Genomic DNA, 26961 nt, shown 5'->3' with positions numbered 1-26961 from the left:
GGACGTGGGGAGTGGTGGAGTGAATCAGTACGGGCGGATCGCGGAGCAGCACTGGCAGGACCACCGCCCCCAGCATGTTGCCGAGCTGGCGAACCCTGAAGAGTTCTTCACCTCGCTCGGCGTGGATGTCCAGCGTGAGGTACAGGAGCGCTGGACGAGCCAGCGCATGGCTGTCTCGACCGTGGTGGGGGAGTCCCACCTGGAGCGGCTGGCCCGTCTCACCCAGTCGAGGTGGGAGATCGAGGGCGAGGTCCTTCGCGAGCTCGTGCTCCTGCCAGCCGACAACGACCCGGGCATGGGCGACGACCCGTTCCTGTCACCGGAGGAACTTGACGAGGAGCAGTGGCGTGAGTTCCACCTCCTGGAATTGATCGCGGGACGGACCCGGGCTGCGGCGTTCAGCGCTGAGGAGAGGGCGCGACTGCGCGCCGGAGCCGTTCCGCGGCTGCTGGAACTGGCTGGCCTGTCGGATGAGGCCCTGCGCTCCGAGGGACTGCTGTAATGGCGGCCGAGCAGGGGGCGTTCCGTCCCGAGAGCCAGAACGACCTCGCGCCGGCCGCGCCGATGGCTCGTCTGGAAGCCAACCTCGCGGCACTCCGGCTCCTGCGTGTGCTGCAGGCCGAGGAGCGGGCCGCGACCCAAGATGAGCGCCGGGTCCTGGCGCGGTGGTCGTCCTGGGGTGCGCTGCCCAACGTCTTCGACCCGTCCAAGGAGCGCAGCAAGAGCCGCCGGGCCCAGTACGAGGCCGCCCGGGCCGAGCTCACCGGCCTGCTGAGTGAGGCGGAGTACGCGCAGGCCCGGCGCACCACGCTGAACGCGCACTACACAGATGCAGCGTTCGTGAAGATCATCTGGCGGGCGTTGCAGGCCCTGGGCTTCACGGGTGGCCGCGTCCTGGAGCCCGGCAGCGGTGCCGGCGTGTTCATCGGCATGGCGCCCGAGGGCACGCAAATGACGGGCGTCGAGCTGGACTCGGTGACCGCCGGCATCAGCCAGGCCCTGTACCCGGGCGCACGGATCCGCAACGAGGGCTTCGAGGACACCCGGATCAAGCCGGGGGAGTACGACGCGGCCATCGGCAACGTCCCTTTCCACGCAGCGCGGCTGACCGACGCCCGGCACAACCCTGGCAACTTCCCGATGCACGACCACTTCATCATCAAGGCGCTGGAGGCCGTGCGCGTCGGTGGAGTGGCAGCGTTCATCACGTCCACCGGCACGATGGACAAGTCGTCCAAGGCCGCGCGCGCGGAGATGGCCGAGCTCGCCGACCTCGTGTGCGCGATCCGGCTGCCCAACGGTGCGCACGCCGCCGCCGCCGGCACCGACGTCGCAACCGACCTGCTGGTGTTCCGGCGCAAGGCCCCCTCGCACAACAAGAGGGGGGCTGCCTTCTCCAAGACCGAGACGATGTCGGTCGAGGGCAAGCCGATGGACGTCAACGCCTACTTCCTTCAGCACCCGGCGAATGTGCTGGGGACCTTGCAGCCGGGTCGCGCCCGGGGCGACAAGCACCGTCCGGAGGTGGTCTCCGGCGGCGGCGACACAGCGGCCGCCCTGGACCGCGCCCTGTCGAAGGAGATCGCGGCCGCGGTGGAGGCCGGGCTCGTCATGAGCGACAACCCGGTCCGCCGCGAGGAGGAGGTGCGGGGGCCGGACGCCTACGAGCTGTTCGGCAAGGACGCCGCTCGGTTCGACGGACGGATCGTGGAGCTGACGGACGGCTCGTTCTGGTCGGCCCGCGTGCAGGACAGCGAGCCGCACGCCTGCCCCAAGACCCAGCGCAAGGAGCTCGCGGCACTTCTGAAGATCCGCGATGCGGTCTCCGATCTCCTCGACGCCGAGACCGGTCCCGACACCGACGAGGGCTGGCTGGTCTTCCTGCGCTCCCAGCTCAACGTGCACTACGACGAGTACGTCGCCAAGTACGGGCCGATTACCCGCTTTAAGCGCGTTGAACGCACCCGCAAGCCGACCTGGGATGACCTGCCGGAGGAGTTGTCCGAGCAGTTCATGGAGGCCGCCCTCGACGTGTCCGGGCGTCTGGGATCCAAGCAGCAGGCCGTCATCGACAACCTCGGCGACGGCGTTCATACCGACGAAGACCTGGACCTGCTGCTGAAGTGGGATCCCGAGAAGGCGCCCGCCACACTGCGCGAGCCGCTGGCCGACCTGCGCAAGGTCTACGCCGAACTCAAGGACTCCGGCGCGCTCAAGGCCTGGTCGCAGGTGCCGGACCCTCAGGGCGGCTTCGCCGACGACCCTCACTCCCCGCTCGTCTACGCCCTGGAGGAGTACGACGAGGAGACCGGCACCGCGCGGAAGATGGAAATCTTCACCCAGCGCGTCGCCGCTCCCCGCCAGATCCCCGACCGGGCCGGCACGCCCGGCGAAGCCGCGGCGATCAGCCTCGACCTGCACGGCGAGATCCGCCTCGGCGTCGTCGCACGCCTCCTCGACCTCCAGAGCGATGAGCAGGCCCGCAACGCACTGGGCACCGACGTTTTCGAGGAGCCGCATACCGGGCGCCTGCTGCTGGCAGCCGACTACCTCTCGGGCAACGTCCGCACCAAGCTCGCCCTGGCCAGGGACGCCGCCGACATCGACCCTCGCTTCCAGGTCAACGTCGCCGAGCTCACCCGCGTGCAGCCCGCCGACATCCCGCCCGCGGAGATCAGGGTCAAGCTCGGAGCCCCATGGGTCGCGGCTCCGTACGTCCAGGAGTTCCTGCGCGAGACCCTGCGCGATGAGTCGATCAAGGTCGAGCGGGCCGCCGGTTCCACCTGGACGCTCTCCAGCAGTCGCGAGAAGACCGTGATGACCACCAAGGTGTGGGGCACGGAGGAGATGAACGCGGTCCAGCTCGCGACCGCCCTGCTCAACCAGCGCCCCATACGCATCGTCCCGAACTTCCCCGAGGAAGCCACCCGCGAGCAGAAGGCACGCCTGCGCGCTGAGGCGATGACCGCGACGACCATCGCCAACAAGCAGGCCGGCCGTCTCAACGACGCCTTCCGCGCCTGGCTCTGGAAGGACCCCGAGCGGGCAGAGAGTCTCGCCTCGCTCTACAACAGCCGCTTCAACTCGATCGTCCTGCGGAACTACGACGACGTCCCGGAGATGGCGTTCCCGGGCCTGTCGACGACCTTCACCCCCCGCCCGCACCAGCGCGCGGCTGTCGCCCGCATCCTGAACGAGCCGGCCGCCCTCCTCGCCCACGAGGTCGGCGCAGGAAAGACGCTCGAGATGTCCATGGGCGCGATGGAGCTGCGCCGCCTCGGCCTGGCCCGCAAGCCGGCGATTGTGGTGCCCAACCACATGGCCGAACAGTGGACCCGCGAGTTCCTGCAGGCCTACCCGGGTGCCAAGGTTCTCACCGCCTCCACCAAGGACCTCTCCTCCCGGCGCAAGAGGAAACGATTCGCCGCCAAGGCCGCCACCGGCGACTGGGACGCGGTCATCATGACCTACGGAGTGATGCGGGCCATCCCGCTCTCCGCCGGCGAGCACCAGACGTACATCGACAACCAGCTTGCCGAGTTCGAACGCGACCTGTCGCGGCGGCGCGCCAAGCTCATTGCCGCGGGCGAGGACCCCGACAAGGACGACACCGTCAAGGAGGTCGAGGGCAAGAAGCTCGTCCGTGAGCAGGCACTCAAGCAGCGGATGCGCTCGATCGCCGATTCAGGGCTGTCGTGGGAGCAGCTCGGAATCGACTACTTGTTCGTCGACGAGATCCACAACTTCAAGAACCTGTACAACCCCAGCAACAACGCTGGGCTGTCGATCGCTGGGTCGATCCGGGCGACCGACCTGCACATGAAGCTCGAGTACATGCGGCGCACCTACGGCGCCCGCGTGATCACCGGCGCCTCGGCCACACCCGTGGTCAACTCCATCGCCGAGGCGTACGTGTGGATGAAGCTGCTGCGCCCCGACATCCTCGAAGACGAAGGCCTGGAGAACTTCGACGACTGGGTCGCCAACCACGCCGAAGTCGACACCAGGATCGAGATCGCGCCCGAGGGCGGCCTGCAGACCAAGTCCCGCTTCGCCCGGTTCACCAACATGCCGGAGCTGCTGACGGCCTGGTGGGTGCCCACCGACGTCAAGACGGCCGAAGACCTGGGACTTCCCACTCCCGAGGTGGTCGGCGGCGGGCCGCAGATGGTGAACTGCCCGCCCACCAGCGTGCACGCCGAGATCGCCGAGGAGGCCAAGCGGCGTGCCTCGCTCATCCGGTCGCGCGCGGTGGACCCCAGCGAAGACAACATGCTCAAACTCGCTTCCTGGATGCGGCAGGGCGCCCTCGACCCGCGGCTGATCGGCTACGCGCTCGAACCCGACGAGCAGACGAAGATCTCCATCGCGGCGCAGAAGATCGCGGACCTCTACCACCAGCACAAGAACGACATCTACCAGGGCCCCAAGGACGCGGTTCCCGACGAACTGCCTGGCAGTCTCCAGCTGGTCTTCGCCGACCTCGGAACTCCCTCCAAGGAGGCCCTCCGGCAGGGCAAGTGGACGGTCTACGACGGGCTCTTCATGGAGCTCGCCGCCCTCGGCGTGCCCACCGACGGCATCCGCTTCATGCAGGAAGCCAAGAGCGACCGCGAGAAGGCCGCTCTCTTCCGCGACTGCCGCAACGGCAAGGTCTCGGTACTCATCGGCAGCACCGAGACCATGGGAACCGGAACCAACGTGCAGCGGCGCGCCATCGCCGTGCACCACCTGGACTGCCCGTGGCGCCCGGTCGACCTGCACCAGCGCAACGGCCGAGTCGTGCGGCAGAAGAACCTGAACTACGACCTGGGCCGGCCCGTCCACGTCTACAACTACGTCACCGAGAACAGCTTCGACGCCTACGTGTGGCAGCTCGTCCTGGGCAAGGCGAAGTTCATCCAGCAGCTGATGAGCGGCAAGATCACCGACCGCACCATTGAAGACATCGCCATGGACGACCTCGACTACATGCTCGAAGCCGTCAGCATGGGCGCCGGCGACTCACGCCTGATGGCCATCGGGACGCTCACCAACGAGATCCTGGGCATGGAGGCCGACAAGCACGCCCACAACGCCGCCCAGGAGGGCCTGAAGTACACCATTCGCACCGAGACCCTGCGCGCGGAGCAGCTCCAGACCAAGATCGAACTCCTCACGGCCATCGTCGGTGACGCCACCACGCCCGGCACACGGCGCTCCACCCGCGACACCGCCTTCCACATCAGCGTGGACGGACGCTCCTACACCAAGCGCAAGGACGCGGCCTTCGCCCTGGCCTACGCGCTGACCGGCGCCGTCGAAGAGATGACGGGCAAGCGCGGCCATCTGCCGGTCGAGGTCGGCGTCCTCGGCGGCGTGCCTGTCTTTGCCCGGCTCGACTTCCTCGACCTGCGCCTCAACTTCGGCGCCGGCCAGGACGTCGTCGTCGACATCAAGAAGCTCCGTAACGAGCCGGGATCCGTCTCCGGCACCCTCCAGTCACTCGAGTACCGTCTCGCGCACCTCGAAGACGACCTGGCCGTGGCCAAGAGCGAGCGGGCCCACGCCCTCAGCGAGATCGAGAACGCCGAAGCGCACCTCGGCGGCGACTTCCACGACGACGACAACCTGGCCAAGGCGCAGGCCGAGCTGGCCGTGCTGATGGCGGAGCTGGAATCAGAGGCGGCACCCTCCAGGTCCGGTCCGGAAGGAGCCGTGCCCAGCTACGCCACGGCCGGAGCGGAGGACGTGGTCGTGTCCGCCGGATCCGGCGGGGGAGGAGGAGGACGATCCTCCCGTCGCTCGCGCCGCAGCAGCGGCGCAGGCGGAGGGGCCGATGGTGCATCGGCCGGTTCCGGCGGCGAGCAGGATGAGCAGGAGGCGTTCACCCACTACACCGACCGGCTCGGCACTCTCATCGCAGAGCGCATCCTCGCCGAAGCGCTGGCCGCCGTCGTGCAGAGCCACCCTGGCCTCGCCACCGCGCCCGGCGGCCGCAAGCTCGCCACCGCGGTCGAACGCCTCGAAGAGGAAAGCCTCAACATGCGCCGCCAGCGCCTTGAGGGCAGGCCACTGACACCGGTCGCCTCGATCGTGGCACCGCACCTGTGGCGCCAGGCCATCGCCGAGGCGACGGACGCGCTCGGCCGCAACCCCGCCGCGACCGACCTCAAGCGCCTGGACCGCCTCGCAGCCCTCCACGAGCAGCGCTGGACCGCCACCCTCTCCGACCCAGCAGCGCTGGCTCGCTGGGAGGACTCCAACGAGCCGGACCCTGACCCGGGCGGCGCAGAGGACGGACGCGAGTACGTCCGCCTCGACGACCTCTCCCTGGACGGCAAGTACCTGCTGGGCAACGAACCGATGGCCGCCCACGCCCTCCTGCGCCGCCTCATGGACACCAGCCCGGCCGTCCTGTCCGTCACCAGCCAGGGCCGTCACCTGCGCACCCGCCTGCGCGACGGCGACCGCTGGGAAGCCGTCTCCAACGACGCCCGTACCACCGGCCTTGCCCGCCGCCCCGCCACGCCCACAGCCGGCACCGCCGCCCAGCACAGCGATGCCCAGGACTCCACAGTCCCCGAGCCGCCCCAGGAGACCCGCGACATGCAGGGCGAGCCCGCCCAGACCCCCGAGGCACAGCCCGCCGCAGCCCCGGACAGCACTCCCGACACCCCGGCACCGGTTCCGGCCCCGGTGCTGCCGTTCCCCAACCAGCGCGCCTGGAGCAACGCGCTCCACCAGGTCGAAGGGGCCTCGGTCACCCTGCTCGCGGCCTCCCACCAGATCTGGGACCTGCACACCGTGCCCGCGGCCTTCAACCGTCTGCGCCACAAGCTGCATGCCGCCATCGCTGCCCACGAGGACCGCGACTTCCACGACGCAGAGGCGTCCCTGGCCGCCTCGCTCACGGAAGCCGAGCGCCTCCTGAAGACGCTCAAGGGCCGCGACCGCACGATCATGCAGGAGCCGCTGCGCGCCTTCAGCGACCTGGCGAAGGATTTCCTGGCCCGCCACCGCGCCACCCTGGAGCGCAGGGAGGTGGAGGACGGCGCCGCGCACCGCATCGACGCCGAATCCCGGGCACAGATGGAAGAGTTCATCCGGGAGTGGGCGGCCAACAACCAGGAGCTCATCGCGGCGCTGGACCGCGGCGACGAAGAGACCTTCCGCGCGCTGGTCAACGCGGCCACCACCGAAGAGACCACCCCCCAAGCCAGCCAACCCGACCCCGAGCCTGTGCCCGAGCCGGCGCCGGCGCCGGTCGTCGCCCCCCAGCCTGACCGCGACACCCCCCGCCAGCCGGAGGATGTACGGGCCTACCCTCGGCCGGAGGAGACCTGGGAGTTCGGCGACGGCCGGGCCCAGCCGTTCGGCACTACCGCGTTCGACACCCCGAACTCCTCCGCCGACAGGCTTCACCAGAGCTACGCGCAGTGGACCCTGGAGTACGGCCAGGACATCGCCGAAGACCTCCAGCCTGCCCTGTCCGCGTTCCATGCTGAATGGGCCGCTGCCAAGGCAGTCCCCGCGGATGACTGGGCCAGCCAGCTCATGGCCTACACCCGAGCCGAGCGCGCCACCCTTCGGCTTGCCGCGCACGACCTCGGCGGCTACCGGGCAGCACCACGCCTTCGCCACCTGGCCCGGACCGCCGCCACGCACACCGAACGGCTCGCTCTCACCACGCCTGACCTTTCGCAGGCGTGGATCCAATCCCTGGCGGCCGGATGGCCGCGCTTCCACGCGCCCCAGGAGATCTCCGAAGCTCTCGAGGCAATGGAGCGCGCTGCGGGCCGTACACACAACGTGGACGGCACGGCGAAGGCCGATCCACAGCTGAACCCCGCCCTTCTCGCCACTGCCCGCACTCCCCAGACCGCAGCCGCGCACCTGGCGGCCATGCACAACCTGGCCCAGGCCGCCCAGCCGAAGTCAGGCACACTCGCCACCTACGTCGGCCGCCTCGCCGCGACACTGCAGGCCGATCCCGAGCTGGCCGAGACCGCATGCACGACGGGTCCGCGGCCTGTCGCGGTGCCCTACCGCGCTCTTGCTCCTGCGCCGCCGTTCGCGACAGCCGCCGGAGCCCCGGACCACAAAGCCCTCCAGGCGGCACACGAGACCGTCACCAGTTGGGCGAAGCGAGTTGCCGCAGCCGCTCGGCCGCACAGGTCCGCCGCCGAGCGGCAGCTCGCCCAGCTCACCCAGACCATCCAGCGCCTTCCCCTCGGGCCCACGGCAGGGCAGATCGATGCCGCCTGGCCTCACCTTCTGGGGGCCGTCGCTGACCTGGCCCGGCAGGTGAGCAAGGAGTGGGACGACGAAGGGTGGAGCCCCAACGCCCGGCAGGACCTCCCCGCACTGGGTACCTCTGCCATGCGTCTGGCCCGGCGGCTGCACACCCACCTGATCGAGACCGACGGCCGGCTCGACGACGAACTGGCCGCGCTCACAGCCGAAGCCCTCGCCGACCGGCAGCTGAGGGAGGCTCTGGGCACCCCTGCCTCCCCGCTCACCGGGTACGCCGGCGTGCCGTTTGCCCCGGCCATGGTCGACTGGGTACGCGAGCGCGCGGGAGCGATGTCGCCGCTGCTGAAGCATGCGCTGGCCGCAGACGCCACCGGCAACGGGTGGGTCGGTGCCTTCGGACGCCTCGCACACACCGTCACCGAACAGGCCACCGCCCAGACCCCCGCAAGCCAAGGGGGCCGGTTGCCCGTGCCGACCCTGTGGGAGCAGCACGCCGCCGAAGTCGACGAACTCCTCGACCACGCAGCCGACGACGAACGACTCACGGGCTGGCTGATCGACAACAACCCCGACGAGATCCGCGACACCATCCGGGAACGCGTGGACGATCTTGTCTTCCGGATGGTGGAGGACCGTACGGAATCGCCGTTCTCCCAGGCCTACTTCAACGGCTCTTTCGTGACCCGCGACGTCCTCGTCTCCCACGTCACCGCGCAGACCGCCCAGACAGCGCGGCTGGCCATGCTCCCCGAGCCGGCAACGCTGTATGTAGTCCGGCGCGGCGCCGAACTGGTCGTATGCCGCGGCGCTGACCTCGAACAGGTGCTGGGGGACGGCTACACCCTGCGCCTGTCGGCGAACCGACTCGACGGCTGGACCATCGGAACCCCTGAGCGCAAGCGCGCCGGCACGGTCGGGGCCCTCGCAGACCAGGACCAGGCGCTCCGTTTCACGGCCGCGGCCGGCCACCTCACCCCCGACGCCGCACGCGCCCTCCTCCACGACAACCAGCACGACTGGCCCGGCCTCCTCCAGCTCGACGAGCCGCTGCAGGCCGCCCTCATCGACCACGCCGCCGCCGGAAGCCCGGCCGCGGCGAGTGCCACCGGTGTTGTTGCGGTCGGCGCGCCGGATGCGGAGGAGTGGCTGGTCGGCCTTCCCGCCCCCACCCCGTACGCCCCCGGAGCCGTGGACGGCACCGACGCCGCGGCGGCCCTGGTGGCCGATGTTCAGGACTGGCTCGGCCAGAACGGTCCCGTGGCCCGCAGCATCGACGCCTGGTCGGGCAACGCCGCGCCGGAAGCCTGGGCCGCAGCCGCCGCTACCCCGCCCGCCGCCCAGGACCAGGACGGCTGGCAGCACTGGCTGGCCATGGCCAGCGCCCATCTCCACCTCGAAGAACTCCACACGCAGTGGAGTTCCTCTCCCCTTACGCGCCCCGAACCGGCACGGCTCGCCGAACTGCGCGTCCTGCTGCGCCGCAGCGACAACTACCTCGCGCGGGCGGCACAGCGCCCCGTGGCCGCCCCCGCTCCGGCCGCATCAGGGACCGAAGCCAGGCCTGCTGCGCCGTACGCGAGCGTCGAGGAAGCCGTGCAGGAGGACGCCCGCGTCAAGCAGTGGTGGCGTGAGCTGGTTGCCGACCGGGTCGGCCCGGTCTCCATCGCCTTCGACCACAACACGTCCCCGTACCCCCGGATCCATGCCCTCCTGGGAGACCGGTGGCACGACGGCGACCCCGCGCGCTACCTGGCCGCCCTCACCCACGCATCGCAGCTGGCGATGGAGAGGGCCGCGATCCGGGAAGAGACCGACCCGGCCATCGCCCAGGCCCGCGTCCCGGACTGGTACACCGTCGCACACGGTCTGAACCACCACACCAGGCGGTGGGCAGCGACCCTCGCCACGGCCCCCGCGACCACCCGGGAAGCAGCGCGGCACATCCACGCCCTCCGGCTGAACGCGGACACTGTCGAACCGGGAATGCCGCCCACCAGCCCCAAGGACATGGCCCCGGCATACACCCGCTTCCTTGACCGTGCCCGTGAACTGGCCTCAACCGACCTGCTCCGCTCCCAGGAACGCAGCAGTGAACGTCTCCTGCACCACCTGCTCACTCTGGTCGCCGGCGAGTACCCCGAGCCGCAGGCCCGGCCCGAGCTTCCCGCGCTCCTGAACCACATCAGCCGCATCGCGGGCGAGGTCGCCACCGAACAGGCAGACGAAGGGCGCCGCCACCCGCAGCTGGAGAACCTGCGCACGCTCGGCGCGTCCGCGGCCAGTCGTGCCCGCACCCTCCAGAGCGCCCTCGACCAGGCCCACCCCGACGTCGAGCGCGAGCTCGCGGCACTGGCCGAGCTGGCCCTGGCCGACCAGGCACTGATGAGCACCGTGCACTACACCTCCTCCGAGGCCGGCGTCCTGCCCTACGCACCCGCCCTGTGGCTGTGGCTGCAGGACCGCGAGGACAGCATGTCCCCACGGCTGAAGCGGGTGCTCGACGGCAACGTCACCCCTGTCGCGCTGGTGGGCGCGTTCGGCGCCCTGTGGGAGCGCCTGCTGGAAGCCGCCCCCTCCACCGGCACCGCCCCCGCACCACTGCCGGACGCGGGCACCCCCGTACCCGATGCCTGGGCCCAGTGGCCGGACGAGATCGCGGCGCTGGCCGACGCGGCCAGCAGCGACATCGACCTGAGGCTGCGCCTGGCCCCCGGACGGCCCGAGAACCAGGACGACCTCGTCGCCGTCTGGACCGAGCAGCACGCCGAGCGGCACGCCCAGGACTCCTGGCCCGCCACGATGCTCGCGCAGTACTTCGACGAGAACGCCGCCCCCAGCGAAATGCTCCACGCCTACCTGCGCACCGAGCTGGTCGCGCGCCTGGCCGCCGCCCAGCCGTCCACACCACCGGACGCCGCGGTCGAGGCCGCCCTCCCGGCGGCCGCCATACGCGCCTGGCGCCTGGACAACCCGCGGGGCATGGGGGAGAGCGAGGATGCCTACCCCGACCAGGCCGCAGCCCGCGACGGCGCACTGAAGCTCGCCGCGGCCCTGGGGAACTGGACCCGCGCCTGGGGTGGGGAGCAGTACCGGGCCGAGAAGTCGATCAAGGAGATCGCCGACCAAGCGGCAGCCGCGCTGTGGGCCGATGCCCTCACCGGGCCGATCGGCGCACACCCCGATGCGGGCCGGCTGACCGTGCAGATCGCCGACCTCGCCAGCGAGTTCCTCGTCCAGCTGGAGGACGACTCACGCAACCACCCTGCCGCATACCAGCTGACCGATGCCGCCTACGACCACGCCGCCCGCATGCACGCCACGACCGTCGCCCTGGCGGACGGCATGTGGCCGACAGGCACCGCCATCGCCGAACAGCAGCAGGCGCTCGAGCTCGCGCAGTCCATCGCCCGCGTCATGCCCGCATCCCAGCTGCTGCGCCGCGTCGGCGCCGATCCCCTGGAAGCGACCGCCACCTACACGGCCGCCGAGGTCTACGCGCTCGCTCTGCAGCCCGGCGCCTCCGCGCCGGACGAGGAGAGTGGCGCGCTCCGCCTCGCTGTCGGTGACGACCAGCTGCTCCTGGAGCCGGTCGGCGCGAACGAGTCGGCCGCGGCCTCGGGTCGGCGCAACCCGCCCGGGGTGACACTTCAGGAACTCGGCGAAGCCGTTGAGGCCATCAGCGGACCCATCACCACTCCGGAGGAGGCACGAGCGCTCGAACAGGCTCTGGAAGCGCTCCTCACGGCCACCCTGGCCCATCTGGGCAGCCACTTCGCCGACCCGCAGCACTTCCAGGCGACCCGGGACCGGCTTGCGGGGATCCGCGGCGTGGATGGATGGCAGGAGCAGGCCGCGCACGCCGAACGCCTGGCCGACACCGCCCGCGCGGTGCGCCGGGAGCTGGAGGACACGCTCGGCCGTCCCCGCACCCGCCACGCCGCAGTCCCCGCCCACCACGCACTGACGCTGCTCGCGGATGCCGCCGACTCCGTCAGCGAGAAGCTGCTCCCGAACGTTCCTCTGGCACGGGCCGGCATGCAGTACTCCGACGAATCGTTCCTCCGCGATCAGAGGCAGATCAGCGCGCTCGCGTACCTGTCCCAGCACCTCACCGCAGATGCCGAGCCGGCCGAGGAGACCCGCCTGCTGGCAGAGGCACTGCGGATCCGCGACGAGCACTATGCGGTCGGTGACTTCGCTGGTGAGCTGAACCGCCACCGCCTCCTCGCCGTCGCAGCCCAAGGTCTCGCCACTGCCGCCGAAGGCAACCGAGCCGAGTGGGCGCAGGCCCTGCACGACGCCGTCAGGCACCACACCGACCGGCTCGCCCGCCATCTGGCCTGGACGACGACCGACGGGGCAACCCGCCCGGCCCGCGTCCCCCACAAGCCCGCACCCGCGCCGTCCGCCCCCGCGGCCCAGACGCAGACAGCTGCCGCGCAGCGTGAGCTCCTCGGCCTGGTCCGCCAGGTGGTCGCGGAGTCCGACAACCCGTACCGGGTCGGTCTGGCCACTGTCGTCCTGGCCGCACTGCTCGACGCCGAGACGCGCAACGTCGCCTACAGCGACCACGCCACACTCCGCGCCTTCGCCGATGAGGCGCTCGACTTCGCGGACTCCCGCCGCCGCAACCGCGACGCGGGGGGCGCAGAAATCGCAGCGGTAGCGCACATGGCCCGCAGCCACGCGGAGAACCTCGCCGAGCTCGCCGAGGCCTCCAGCACGCTCGGGCCCGCCGTCCCGTACGACGGGCAGGAGACGGCCGCTACCGCGCGCACGGCCGCGCCGTCTGCGGCCAGCTCCGACGCGTCCGGACAGGACTCCGCGGGGGCGGGCGAAGCCCAGGGCCCGAGCGGCGATGCCGGTGTGCCCGCGGCTGGCGGGAACGGCGGGAGGGACCACACGCCGCCCCCGGCGCCGGGAGGAAACGACGAACCCGAGCAGCCCCAGGACGGCCCTGCGCCGGCCTTCACCCAGCGACGCCACATCCGTGAGCCACGGCGTGCTCTCAGCGAAGCGGTCCGCCGCTTGACCCAGGCCGCCTACTTCCGGCAGCGCTCTGACAGCCCGGGCGCCGAGGCCGAGGTGCGGACGGCTCTCGCCGCCTACTCCCGCGCGTCTCTGGAGCAGCCGCTCGCCTTCCATGACGCGGTCGAGGAGCTCACCACAGCACTGCGTGCCCTCGGCGGCGCCTGGCCGCTCCAGGACGTGCCGAAGGACGCCGCCCAGGCGCTGTCCGCAGCGGTCGGTGCGGCAGGCGAACTGCGAGACCGCTGGCTGGCCACCGCTGCGTCCGCAGCGTGGGAGGACCTCTTCGAGGGCACGCCCCGCCCCGCACTCAACTCCCAAGGAGAGGCTGCCTCCCAGAACACCCCTGCGCGCGCCGAGACCCTTGCGGCGGGCCTGCCGGGGATGCGCCTGACCGAGCTGCACGCTGTCATCCAGGAGAGCGTCGTCGGCTGGGGGGCGGACGGACAGCCGAATGCCGCCTCCAGCCCGCTCACCGCGTTCGTCCGCCTCATGGACGATCCCGCGCAGTGGCAGGCCTGGCAGGACGAACTCGTCGCGTCCGGACGAGGCTTGTGGCTCGGTGGACCTCGCCGCGCCGAAGCCCTTCGTGACGTGGAGCGGATCGACCCGGCGCCCGAGGGAATCCAGATCAGCACGAACGGGACCGCCCAGCGGCCCGCGATGAAGGCCGTGATCCGCTGGGCGGAGGTGCCCGCATGGATCGCCCTCGGCCTCACGGAAGGCCGCCGCGGGGAGCTGCTCGCCGCGGCGGCGGCCATGGAGGGCACCGCGCCCGGCACCCCTGAGCACCAGGAAGCCGGGGAGCGCCTGGACCGGGCGTCCCTTGAGGTGTGGAAGGCCATGAAGGCCGACGGCACCCCCATTGCCACGGCACTCGCCGCCGCGTGGAACCGCTACACGGCAACGCCGGCGCAGGAATCGGACTCGCTGTTCGACCTGCCTGCGGCGGAACCCGAGGGCGGCGCCTTCCCCAACGCCGCGCAGTGGACCCGTTCCACCAACGACGTCATCACCACGGCCTGGGACGCCATCGCCCACCCGCACTGGCCCGCTACCGGACAGACCCAGGCTCTCATCGAGGCCTTCGCCGCCTTCCGCTCCGCCACCACCCCGCACGACACCGTCTACTCGAGCCTCCTGCTCAAGCAGGCCGCTGAAAACGCAGGCCTCGCCGGAACGCTCCCTCCCCAACTCCAAATCATCATGGCCGCGTTCACGCGGGCAGCGGCCCGGCATGCGGACCGGATGGCCGCCACCGCATGGGGCGAACAGTGGGCCCGCGTGTTCCCCAGCTCCATCGCACTTTGGCGCGAGGACCCGTTCCTGATGCCGCGCCTGGGCTACCCCGACCCCCGGGGCCTGTCCCCGACGGCCCAGTCTCCTGAGCCGCTCGGCGAGTCCGAGGCGGGCGGCTTCGAGCCCGTCGCGACTCCCGACGGCCAGCCCGCCTACAGCGTGGACTCGGCGCCCGGCTTCCGGCTCATGGCCGAACCCTCGATCTGGCACGGACCGGCCTACACCCTGCACGCGCCCGATGACCAAGTCATCGCCACCCTCGTCGAAGAGGGCGGCGGCTGGCACACGGTGATGGGCGACACCCTGCCCGGCCAATCAGCCGACCAGGTGACCGTGCTGCCCACACAGCGCCGCGGCCACGGCAACCTCCAGGCGGCAGTGCTCAATGCCCTACGCGTATGGACGCTCGACGGCGGTCAGCCCAACCCCTGGCCCGCCACCTACCTCGACCGCGTCAGCCTCCTGCAGGCCTTCGCCGACCTGCGAGGATTTCCCGACGCCCTGCGCGCAGCGGGCCGCCGTGCATGGCCCCTGTCCTTCGAGAACCAGCCCGCTCTGGCACGCGTGCTGGACGGACTGGAGCAGCTCGATACCGGCGACCGGAACAGCCCGGAGGACACCCGGACCCAGGACCAGGCCGACGCGCTCGAGCGGCTCCTGCCCGACCTGGTGTCCCTGCGTCGGCACCTCGACCAGTCGGGTCAGTCCTCGTCCGATCTTCACGCCCTGGTCACCGTACTGGCCGGACACGCCAACGAGATGCCCGCCCGGCTTCGCGCGACGGCCGCCACGGCCCCGACCCAGCAGACCGTTCCCGCACCGGCAGCCCCTGCCCCGCAGGAGGAGGCGGCCGCCGAGGAGGCGCAGCAGAGCCCGACTCCCACCGACGAGGCTGAGGCCCCGATCGCGGAGGGCGCCGAGTGGGCGCCGGAGTTCTCGGTGCCCGCTACGGTCACCCAGCTGTGGAACACCGCCAAGGCCCGCGGATGGACCATGACCCGCGAGACCCAGGGCACCGGGTACAGCCAGAACCTCGTCGTGGACGTCGAAGCAGAAACCGACCGCGGCCGGTGGGCCTTCACACTGCGCTGGAGCATCCGCGGGGGTCGGTTCTCCGCGGACAAGATGCGCTCCCAGGCCCGGTGGGCGGACGGCCGCGCAGGCAAGCGCGGCGGGACGGTGCACCCCACCATCACCGAAGTACTGAACGTCATGAACCAGTACCCCGCCGTCGCAGAGGCCACCGAGCCCGAAGCGGCAGCCACGGGCACCGAGACCGTTCCCGGCGCCGCCGAGCAGCTGACGGCAGACACGGCGGTCGCGGCCGGGGAGACCAACGAGACCGCGCAGCAGGCAGCAGAGAGCACCGAAAGCGTTGCTCTGGAAGCCGACGAGCCGGCAGCCCCGCAGCAGTCTCCGAACGACGCGACTGAGATCCCGGGGATGCCCGGCTACTGGTGGCGGATGGATCCGCCCAGGGAGTACGACCCCTACTCCGACATGGCTCGCGACGACTCCGAGCGCATCACCGTGGGCCTGGGCGCAGACGTCATCGGCTACGGCAACAGCCCGTTCCGGAACAAGGTCAACTGGACGATTTCCGTCGGCGGGAACTACCAGCCGGGCGGGAGGACGGCGTCAGGCAGCGCCGCGCTCATCGCCGAACGCCACCAGGCCCTGCAGGAGGCCACACAGCAGACGGGTCCCCGACCTGCCGAGCAGGTCTGGATCTGGCACGAGACCACCGCCGGCGGCCGCACCCACGTCTACGGCGTCCAGGACTCGGACAGCGACGTCCTGGCTGAGCTGCGCGCCCACAACTTCAAGAAGGCACCCTCTCACGGAGCCTACGTCCAGGCCAGCAACGTCTCACCCGAGCAGCGCGCCTACCAGACGGGCCAATTCGTCCGCGGCATGCTTAGGTACAACCGCAGTGTCGCAGTCCACTACACCCAGGACGGCGGGGCGCCGGCCGATCCCACTCTGCCCGAGCTTGGTCTGGAGCAGCGCCAGGACCTCGACAGGCTCACCCGCACGACGGGGGGCCGGGAGTGGAGCCCGGTCGAGTTCAAGATCGGCGACCACGTTCTCCTCGCCGGTGACGCCTCTTGGTGGCAGCCCGTCACCGAACTGCACACCAACGACCTCAGCACCGGACTCCACACCAAGCCCTACGGTGCGATCCTGGCTCTGCGGCGCGGCCACGACCTGATCACCGCCGCCGACCCCGTCGGCGAGATCACCACAGCCAGGCCCGGTACGAGCCTCATTCGGGATGCGTCCACCGACATCCTCGACGCTGAAGCCGCCAAGCTGGACCTTCCCCTCGCTGACGAGGCGCACCGCCCGTTCGTCGAAGCGCGCAGCGCGCAGATCGAAGAGGCCCGCGAACGCCGCGCGGGCAAGCTCGCCGCGAGGGAGAGGCTGCGGCTTACCCTCCAGTCGCTTCACACCGACACCGCTGAGCTCAAGCGTCTCGGCGGGAAGCTGCTGTCCAACGAGTGGGGTGAACCGCTCGGAGCGCTCTTCAACAATGACAAGCGGTCTGAGCCCATCGAGGTGAAGCCCAAGAGCCGGAAGTGGTTCGTCGTCGACCTTGACGGCCGCGTCATCGTGGCAAGGGAGACCAAGTCCGCGGCGGAAGGCGACGCCATCCGCTTCGAAGACCGACTTCACGAGATCGCGCCCGTCGGCTGGCGTCGCGGCGCATGGGCGCAGGTCGGGCGAGGCTCCAGCATCCGCGTGCCCGAAGCAGGGGGCAGGGCTCTGACCGCTGAGACGTGGTCGCCTGCCTTCACCGTGGAGCGCGTGGAACGGCTCGCCGACGGCTCCGTGGTCATCGACGGCGCCCGCGACGGGGACGCAGTGACGTACCGGTTGAGCGCAGGTATGGCCGTAGCCGGCCCGCTGCGGGAAGCCGTCGGCCATCTGGCGCTTCCCCCGGAGGCCATCGTCACCCGGATCGCCCGTCCTGCACTCCGCGAGGCTCTGGCGCGACCGCACACCATGGTGCAGATCCCCATGTTCGGGTACGCGACTCTCCATTCCGCGATCAAGGCGGTGAGGGACGCCAGCGACGCGATCCGGAGTCGGCCCACACCTCTGGCGAAGCTGCGTGAACAGGTCGCCAGCGCGCGGAAGGCCTTGCTGTCTCTGGCCGAAGTGGCCGATCGAGACGGCCTGGAGGAGATCGCCAGTCGAGCCCGCACATCTGCGGATCTCACGGACTACTGGTATCAGCAGCTCGCGGACATCGACGCTGCGGCGGCGCGGCTGTCTGCGGTGACCGTGATCTACCCCGAGGTGACCGACAGCCAGGAACTCGAGGGCGCGGCCGCACTGACACAGGCCGCAGCAGCAGTTACCCCCGTGTCCGACGACCGGCAAGAGGCAGCGGCCGGTCGCCCGTGGACGCAGATGAGCCCTGAGGACTTCGACAGCGAGGCTGCCCCCGCCGCGCAGGAACCGACCGCTCAGGCGTCCGGCCAGATGGCGATCGACGCTCAAGGGGCCATCAGCGACAACACCCCGCCCGCAGGGGCGCCGACCGAGCTCTCGGACTACGATGCGCTCCTTCTGGGAGGACGTGCCCGCGCGGAGGGACTAGCGGCCCGGGCGTCACTTGCCGAGCACACTTCCGACGGCCCGGCCGTCACGCGGGTCCTGCTGGACGGCGAGCAGATCGGAGCCGTCACAGCTCGCCCGGACGGCAGCTACATCGCCACCGGCATCGACGGTGCATCCCGCCGCGAGCCATTCGAGTCCAAGGTCGGCGCTGCCGCTGCCGTCGTCGAGGACTTCGACATCCGTGAAGCCAACCGCGAGGAGCAAGCAGGGCTCACGCCGCAGGCCGCCGCCCTGGAACAGCAAGCCCTCACCCCGCCCGAAGAACTGCCCGCAGACGCTCAGCCGCTGCCCGACCGGCCGGGCTACCACCAGGCCATCGGCCATGAGCACACCGTGGTCTACGGGCCCGACAACGCGGTAGTAGGACAGGTCGAGAACCGGGCATTCGGCCAAGGCAAGCACCGCACCACCTACGCCGACCAGCCCGTCACCCCGCGCGACACCGTCGCCCGCTCCGTGGACCACCTCGCAGACATACACGCCACGCTCAACGGGCCGACCAAGAACTTCGAGCACCGGAAGGTGTGGATCGAACACCACCCCGACCACACACGAGTGTGGGGGGTCAGCCACGAGCACCGCTTCCTGGTCTTCGCCCTGGAAGTCGCCGGCGGGCCGCGGGGCTTCAACCGCCAGAAGACGTCACCCGACCCCCGGTCGGGCCTGTACTGCCACACCATGCCGGCCAACATGAGCCTCAAGACTCGAACGCAGCGGGTGGAGGCGCTGCGGGCTCTGGCCGCCGGCCGGGGACGCGAGCTGCCCGTCTTCGAGAGCCGAACGGCCCGCGAAGAGGCTGACGGTGTGACCGAGACACCCATGGTCGCGCCGGTCAACGCGGCTCTGCGGTTCACGGCGATTCCCCAGATCGGATCCGGTGAGCCCTTCACCCAGACCAGGGACGTGCTGGGTCTGCTCGGTGAGCTCCGCAGCGAGTACAACCGCGGCCTGCGCTACAGCCCTGAGTGGCAGCGCATGCTGTCGGCGACCCCCGACGGGCGAGCTGACGCCCGCCGGCTGGAGGCCGCCCTGGAGTCGGTGCGCGACCAAGGTCTCTTTGCGGTGGTGCAGCCCACCACCGTGGCGCTGGCCCTCGAACTCGCCAGAGCGACGACCGCCGTCCAGGACCGGCTTCTCGCGGAGGGCGAGCGCACCCTGCACGGCAGGGTCGCGAACATCGGGTTGCTGGCGACACAGCTCGCCGAACGGACCGTCGCGACCGTACAGCTCCCCGATACATGGCAGACCGTCTTCAAAACGACCGTGGCGGACGACAGCCCGCTGAGCGACTACCAGCGGGTCCGGGCCATCGCCAAGCTCCACTGGTGGACGGTGACCGGCTCGGGCTTCGAGACCATCGAAGGGACCCATGCCGCTCAGGGCTTCATGAACGTGCAGCGGATCATGCTCAACGAGCTGCCTGAGACCGTTGACAGCTTCCAGGAGGCGGGCCAGCGCCTGGACACTCTCCTGGCGGCGGTGTCATCCCTCCACCAGGTACTTCGCGACCTGCCTGCCCACTCTCACCCGGACATCGAGGCCGCCCTCCGCGAGATGTCGACCCAGGCACGCCTGGCCATCAACAACCTCCGCACGACCAGCCCCGCCACCCGCAGGGCCAAGCCGGACGACGCCATAACGGCCACCGAACGGCAGGCTCCGGAGGCACCGACTCAGGAGCAGGGACGCGGTCCCAACGACGACGTCCAGGACGCGGGGGTGGACTCTCAAGGCCGACCGCGAACCTACGAGCGGGTCCCGCTCGCCGGCGGGGGCTGGGAGATCTTCCTCTTCCAGGCCTCCGGAGGATCCTCGCTGTGCACGCTCACGCAGGACACCGACGGGTTCCGAGCCCAGTACAGCGGCGTGGAAGGAAGGGGGTCTACGTGGCGGGAGGCGGTGGCCGCCTACGTTGACGCGCAGCAGGTAGCGAACGAGCTTCGTGCTGGCGCAACGCCACAGCCACTGGACGTTACGGCTCCGGTGAATCGGGAAGCAGAGGCCGAGCAGCGCGAGGCCGACAACCTGACACCGAGGGTTGTGTTGCCTGCCGCGGCAGAGGGCGCGCCCTCGGACGACGAGTGGGCTGCCATCGACACCGCCGCCCGCGCGCAGGAGGCCTTCGCACCCACCCGGCAGCAGGAACTCATCTACGAGGCCACGGCCGGCCGAGGGCTCGATGTCGCTGTTCAGGCCCGCGCTGGCACGGGGAAGACCACGACCCTGAAGGGCATCGCCCGGCGCATGCCGGGCAAGCGGATCGTCTACCTCGCGTTCGGCCGGGCTGTAGCCGATGAGGCCAAGCAGGCGAAGGCCAAGGGCGAGTTCCCGCGCAACGTAGAGCCGATGACCGCCAATGCCATGGCCATGCGTGCGGTCGGGGACCCGTTCAAGCACCGCATGCCCAACGATGAGAAGGACAACCGCTACAAGCGGCAGCCGCCCGCCGAGGTGGCCAACCTCTTCGGAGTCCCGGACCTCAAGGTCGGGAAGGGTCGACTGCGCCGCGAACAGGGCGCCTACCGGGCGCGCGGCCTCGTCGACGCCTGGTGCCTGTCGAACGATGCCGAGATGGGTCCTGAGCACGTTGAGCTCGCGGACTGGATGGTCGAGGAGGGCTGGACCCAGAAGCAGCTGTTCGGTGTGCTCAAGCCGTGGGCCGAGCAGATGTGGGCCGACATCACCAACCCGGCAGGCCGCCTCACCTACTCGCACGACTACATCGTCAAGCAGTGGGCCCTCGCGGGCTACGCCATCGACGCGGACGTGATCTTCTTCGACGAGGCACAGGACATCAACCCCGTGATGGACGGGGTTGTGCGGGCCGCCTCCGCCTCCGGGGTTCAGACCATCGTGGTCGGCGACTCCGCCCAGGCCATCTACGGCTTCCGCGGGGCCGAGGACTCCCTCCAGAACTTCCCCGTCGATGTCACCCTGCCTCTGACCGAGTCCCACCGATTCGGCCCCGCAGTCGCCGACATCGCCAACCGGTTCCTGCACCTTGCTGGCGAGCGCCCCGACCTTGTCGGCACCGAGCGCCAGGCCTCTCGTCTCGACAAACTGCAGGTTGCGGACGCCGTCTTGGTGCGCACGAACGCCGACGTGGTAGCGGAGACACTCGCTGCACTCGACGCCGGGAAGCGAGTCGCCGTCATCGGCGGCCTGGACGACATCGCGAAGATCGTCAGGGCCGCCCGGGATCTCCAGGAGGGCAAGAAGACCTTCCACCAGGACCTTGCCGGATTCGCCACCTGGGACGAAGTCGTCAACTTCGTGGAGGAGCACAAGAAGGCCGCGGGCAGCTTCCGCACCCTCGTGCGCCTGATCGACGACGACGAGAGCGGCAAGCTCGACCGGCTCATCGCAGCGGCAGGCCTGCTTTCCCAGCGCATCCAGATCACCCGGGAAGAGGGGAGTCTCTACCTCTACGGCACCGACTGGGAAGACCTCGAGCTGCGCGATTGGCTCAAGGAGCGGCGACGCAACGGCTTCGGGAAGTTCTACTACGACAAGCCGAACACCCGCTGGCGCTTCGATCCGTCCTGGCGCAGCCACCAGGGGGTCGACCTTGATGACGTCGAGGCAGCTGTCCGCGCCTTCATCGGCGACATGGACGCCGATCTCCAGGCGGACTACAGCGACGAACCCGGAGAGATCGTCGGCCAGCACGCGTCGCCTGACGTGGTCATCGCCACGGCGCACAAGAGCAAGGGCCTGCAGTGGCAATCCGTACGCATCGCCGGCGACTGGAGGACCCCCGATTACGTAGACGGCCGCATCGACCCGGAGACCATCCCCGAGCCGGAAGAACTCCGCCTTCAGTACGTCACCGTCACCCGCGCCCAGGAGGTCCTCGACGCCGGACCCCTCAGCTACATCTTCGACGCGGTGCCCGACGAGGACCTCGCCCGCGCGCTGCCGCCCGGACACTCCCTCGTACCCGCGCCGCGCCCCACCGCCGTCACACCGTCCGCCCCTGCAGCAGATGCTGCCGCGGCGACCCCTGCGAGCCCGGATACACCGCCGGCTCAGGAGACCTTCAAGGTAGTCAAGCCCGCGGAGGCCAAGGCGCTCTCCGGCCCCGACGACACGCTGTGGTGGGGCGGCCGCGCTGCGGGCCGCGAGAAGGCGCTCAAGAAGCCCATTCGAGCACGCCTCACCATCGGCGCGCGGGGCGTCGTCGACGTCAAGAACGCTGCGACCGGCGAGCACATCGACCGCATTCGCACGGGAACCCCGTTCTTCGCGGCACCCGTCGCTCACCAGACCGACCCCGCGGCAACCCCTACCCCGGACACTCCAAGGCCGGAGTCGGCACAGCCGGCCACCACGACTACGCCGCCCGAGCCCGCCAGCAGCCCGGCATTCCAAGTTCGCGACCAGGCCACCAGTGCAGGCCGCCGATGGGCCGTGGTCGATGCCGCCACGGGCGAGGTGGTGTGGGTCAGCCAAGGAGCCACACCCACCGCATGCCTCTACGACGTCAAGGCCGACGCCGATGGCATGCTCGAAGCCCTGGTACTCGCCCCGGACCTGCGAACCGAAGCACCTGCCCGCCCGGAACTCGATACCGAAGTCAGCCGCGCAGGCGACGTGCTGCCTCCCACCCTCGGCCGAGTGATCGCCAAGGTGTCCCACGACACCAGCCTGTGGGTGAAGGTCGAAATCCCCACGGAAGCCGGAACCACGCGAGTGGTCACCCTGTGGAACCCGGCCGGAGCTGGCCTGGTGCAGGTGGGGCAGAGCGTGTACGCCTCCGGCACCCTCGGCGAGCCGGGCGTGTTCCGCGGGCGCACCGAAACCCCCGTCGAAGGGGGGACGGTCGAAGGCGAAGAGGCAGCTCACGACCGGCTGCACCGTGCTGCGGCCGCCCCCGACGGCTGGATGCCGGCCGACCCGGCCGTCCTCGCCGAACAACTGCACATCGGTGACCGCGTCCGCATCGTTGACGCGCACCACCCCGCGCACGCGGTGGGCGATGCGGACGACTACGAGCTGGAGCTCCTCTACAGCACCGTCACCATCCTCAGCACCGACGGCGACGAGTACACCGCCACCGCGGGCGACGGCCGGACCGTCACCTTCACCCTCGATGACGTCGCTGCCGTCCCCGCCACCAGCGCACCCACGACAACCCCCAAGGAGCAGGCAGAAGACGTTGCCCAAGGCCAGGACGTCACAGCTGGCCTCTTTGACGACCTCCGCAAGCTCCCCTACGCCCAGCGGTCGAACCGGTGGAGCCCCGAGGAGCTCCAGCCCAACTCAGACCGCCGGGTCGAAGTCCTGCTCCGGACCGGCGAATGGACCCAGGTCGCAGCTTGCAACCAGCACAACCTCCGTGACAGCCGAGGCCGCTTCCACGGCCTCGAAGAGGTCATGGCCTGGCGCGACGGCACCCAGCTGGTCACCCTGCTCGACCAGCCGAATATCACAGGCGAAGAGCCGCAGAACCACCCGGCGCCGAGTGCGGCCCAGCAGCCGGCACCGCGGCCGCCGCTCATCTCCCGGCCGGTCCAGAGCATGCTGGCCGAGGAGCTGGAGGAGCGAGCCAGGCTCCTCGACGAGTGGATCAACGAGCACACGCCGAGCGGTGATACCGGCCTGAGCGTCCGGGCCGTCCAGCAGCGCGACCAGATGCGAGCTGAACTCACCCACCGCCGCAACCAGGAAGCCGACGCGGCCAAGGCCAGCGACTGGAACGGGTTCAGCGACGAACTCGGCGACCTCGACCTCGAGCCGGTCGACCTCTTCGGCAGCATCCAAGAGGTCCGGCGCGACGGCACCCTGCTGGGCACGGTGACCGTAGACTCCAACGGCTACCGGTTCCAGGCCACCGGCGCCCGCGCCGCCGACAACACCCTCTACGACAGCCCCGAAGGCGCTGCTGTCGCCCTCGCTCGGCAGGTGGACACCCCGCCGTCGGCACCCGCCCCGGCACCGGCTCCGCCCGCGCGCAAGCGCAGGAAGCCGCCTGCCGGACCTGCCCCGCGGTTCCTCGTCACTGCGGAAGACGGCCCGGACGCCAGCCCCAACATGCTGCTGAAGGCACACCTTCGCAGCAGGCGGGTGGACCCCGCCGACCCGGACCAGCTCGGCCAGCGCAAGCTGACCGAGGACTGCCACCGGCACGGCGCCGAGCACGCGGGCACCCACCTCAGCAAGGGCGGGCGGCTCGCCATCCTCACCATCGGCGCCGAGAACTACGAACTGCGGGCACCCGACCGCCTCACCAAGGTCTTCGGACCCTGGGGCGTCAAGATCCGAACCCGGGAACGAGCCAACGCGATTGCAGCGGCTCTGGAAAGCATCCGCGACGAGCAGGGCCGGATCTTCCCCTGGGACGCCCCTCACGTGATCCCGCGCGGCATGCACTTCCGCGATCAAGACGGAAACGACATGGTCACCGCCATCCGCCGGGCGCTTGTGCTGCACGGCCTGGACGAGCCCGACGGACGCTATGCACGGGCCTACGAGAAGCAGACCGGCAAGCGTCTAGAAGCACCTGAGCTCCCGGCCGCCGATCCCGAACCGGCCCCCGTAGAGAGAGACCCGGCCGCGCCCGAGGACGACGTCTTTGACATCACCACTGTCAAGAGGCTCGGCGAGATCGCGGGGCCCGACGGCACCTTCTGGTGGAAGGGAGAGGTAAGCAACCCTCGCCAAGGCACCGGACCGCGCACCAACCTGCTCCCCCTCACTGTCCCGCGGCGGGTGCGGGTTGCAGAGTCCGATGATGAGAAGGGCGCCAGCATCGGCTGGTTCAAGGTGCTGGACGCCGACACCGGGGAGCACTTCGACAACATCCGCTCCACGAGCTACGTCCTGGTCGCAGCACCTCGGGACTTGGCCAATGACGACGATGAAGACAGGCGTCGCAGCGCTGGGCAGCGATTCAGCAGCGTGGGCCAGGTGCGCACCTACCTGGTCGGCCCGGCGACGATCAAGGGCATCAGCGGACAGCGCCGAAGTGAGCTGCGCCGGCTGGCCAAGAACCGGGAGCTCGTCGAACTGACCGCCGACGGACAGTTCGTCATCCGCCAGACCGGCGAAACGTACGAGGTGATCCCGGTCGGCAGCGGCCTCGACTTCGACGGCATGCTGCCCGACCTCTACCTCACCCCCCGTGTTCGAGACGCATTCGAGGTCACCCCACAACCGCTGGGGAACCTGCCGTCCCTGGAAGAAGCCCATGCGTTCGCCGCCAGAGTCGTGCAGCTCACCGACACAGCAGGCCAGCGGATCGACTGGAGCGACCCGGCCCTCGCCCTGCGCCTCACCTCCGCCGGCATTGCCCACATGGGTCACCAGCTTCTGCGCGAGCGCGCACTGTTCGACCGCGAGAACGGACGAGACGATTCTCCGAGCGATGCAATGTGGAAGCTCTTCGAGCCGCGCCCTGAGCGAGCAGCCGAACCGGAAGCCGATCACCGCTGGGCTGACCAGCTGACCGAAAGGGACTGGGCCTGGCTGTTCATCGATGACCGCAAGCCCCGGGAGATCATCTCGACCACCCCGACTGAGCTCGGGACCGTCATCCTCACCCTGGACGACGACAGCACCTGGCACTTCCCGCAGAACATGCCTGTCGAGCACCCCGGCGACAGCATCGTCCTGGACTCCACCGGGCAGCCCATCGGCCTGAGCATCGACCGAGCCTGGGTCTCCGACGACGACCTCATCGAATTCGACATCGACGCCGACCTTCTCCCCTCGTCACCCGCATCCGCGGACGCCGACCCCGCAACCGGGGTCACGCGTGTACGGGGCCGGGCCAAGGTCACCCACCAGCACCCTCACGGCGGCGGCGAGAGGACCTACCTCCTGGACGCCACGCTCGTCTCCGGTGATAACGTCCGGCCAGCTCCCGTGGACATCGTGACGGCCGCCTTCGAACTGCCTCCCACCGTCCACCGGCTCTCAGCACGCGCACCGCTGGCACCGCAGGCCGCAAGCTCTGCGACTCCCGTAGCCAGGCCCATCCCTCGCCCTCACCACGAGCCCGAAGCACCCACGGCCGCCGACCTCCAGGACCCCGCCCAGGAGACCAACGCCCCTCGATTCCACGGGCTGGCCGAGGGCGAGGCGCTGCGGCAGAGCCTGATCGACCTCATCGACGATCCTGAAGCCCCCGCGACACCTACCGAGCACGCCGTCCTCGACGGCACCCCCCTCTACGTCCGCGTCACCAACAGCCCCACGAACGGACGGATACTGCAGTTCGGGTTCGATCCCACTGCCCCGCAGGCCGCAGCGCACTTCACCCGCAGCGATCTGGGCGGAGCAACAGCCAGGCAGATTCTGCACGCCATCCTGACGCGCAGGCCCCAAGAACCTCGGCCGGAGCCGGGGCCGATCCAGGCAGAACAGATCCGTGCGGACTTCCTGCGACTCCTCGATAACCCGGCCGCGCCCGTCGAACCCACCCTCCACGGAACGCTGAACGGGGTCCTGCCGGTCTACGTGGCCGTCACCCCAGACCCCCAACACCACGAGGTGGTGCGCTTTGGCTTCGACCCCAGCGGGCCCGCGGCAGCTCAGTTCACACGAGCCGAGCTGCAAGGAACCTCGAACGACAAGATCATCGCGGGCATCGAACGGTACGGAGCGGTTCATGTCCAGCACGCCCTGCAGGCCAGCAGAGTCCTGAGCCAGTTCAAGGCCGGGGCCAAGGCACGCCAGGCAAGCCGACCCCAAGGGCCGTTCGTCCAACTCGACGGACAGGAGAACCGGGAGCACATGCGGCAGTCGACGAACGCCCAGTCCATGCGCTGA

General features: G+C 70.2%; 2 protein-coding genes. Both read left to right on the top strand.

Annotated elements, in window-relative coordinates; genetic code table 11:
- Positions 1-19 precede the first annotated feature (19 nt).
- A complete protein-coding gene (locus OG730_RS42220; RefSeq protein ID WP_327309650.1) occupies positions 20-502 on the top strand; it encodes a hypothetical protein in 483 nt (160 codons plus the stop codon).
- Positions 502-26961: a helicase-like domain-containing protein gene (locus OG730_RS42215; RefSeq protein WP_327309649.1), complete on the top strand. Its 26460-nt coding sequence runs from the start codon at positions 502-504 to the stop codon at positions 26959-26961. Before OG730_RS42220 ends, OG730_RS42215 begins: the two co-directional genes overlap by 1 nt.

Source organism: Streptomyces sp. NBC_01298, from assembly GCF_035978755.1.
Taxonomy (GTDB): domain Bacteria; phylum Actinomycetota; class Actinomycetes; order Streptomycetales; family Streptomycetaceae; genus Streptomyces.
Note: the sequence above shows the minus strand (reverse complement) of the source record. Positions and strands in the feature narration are given on the sequence as shown.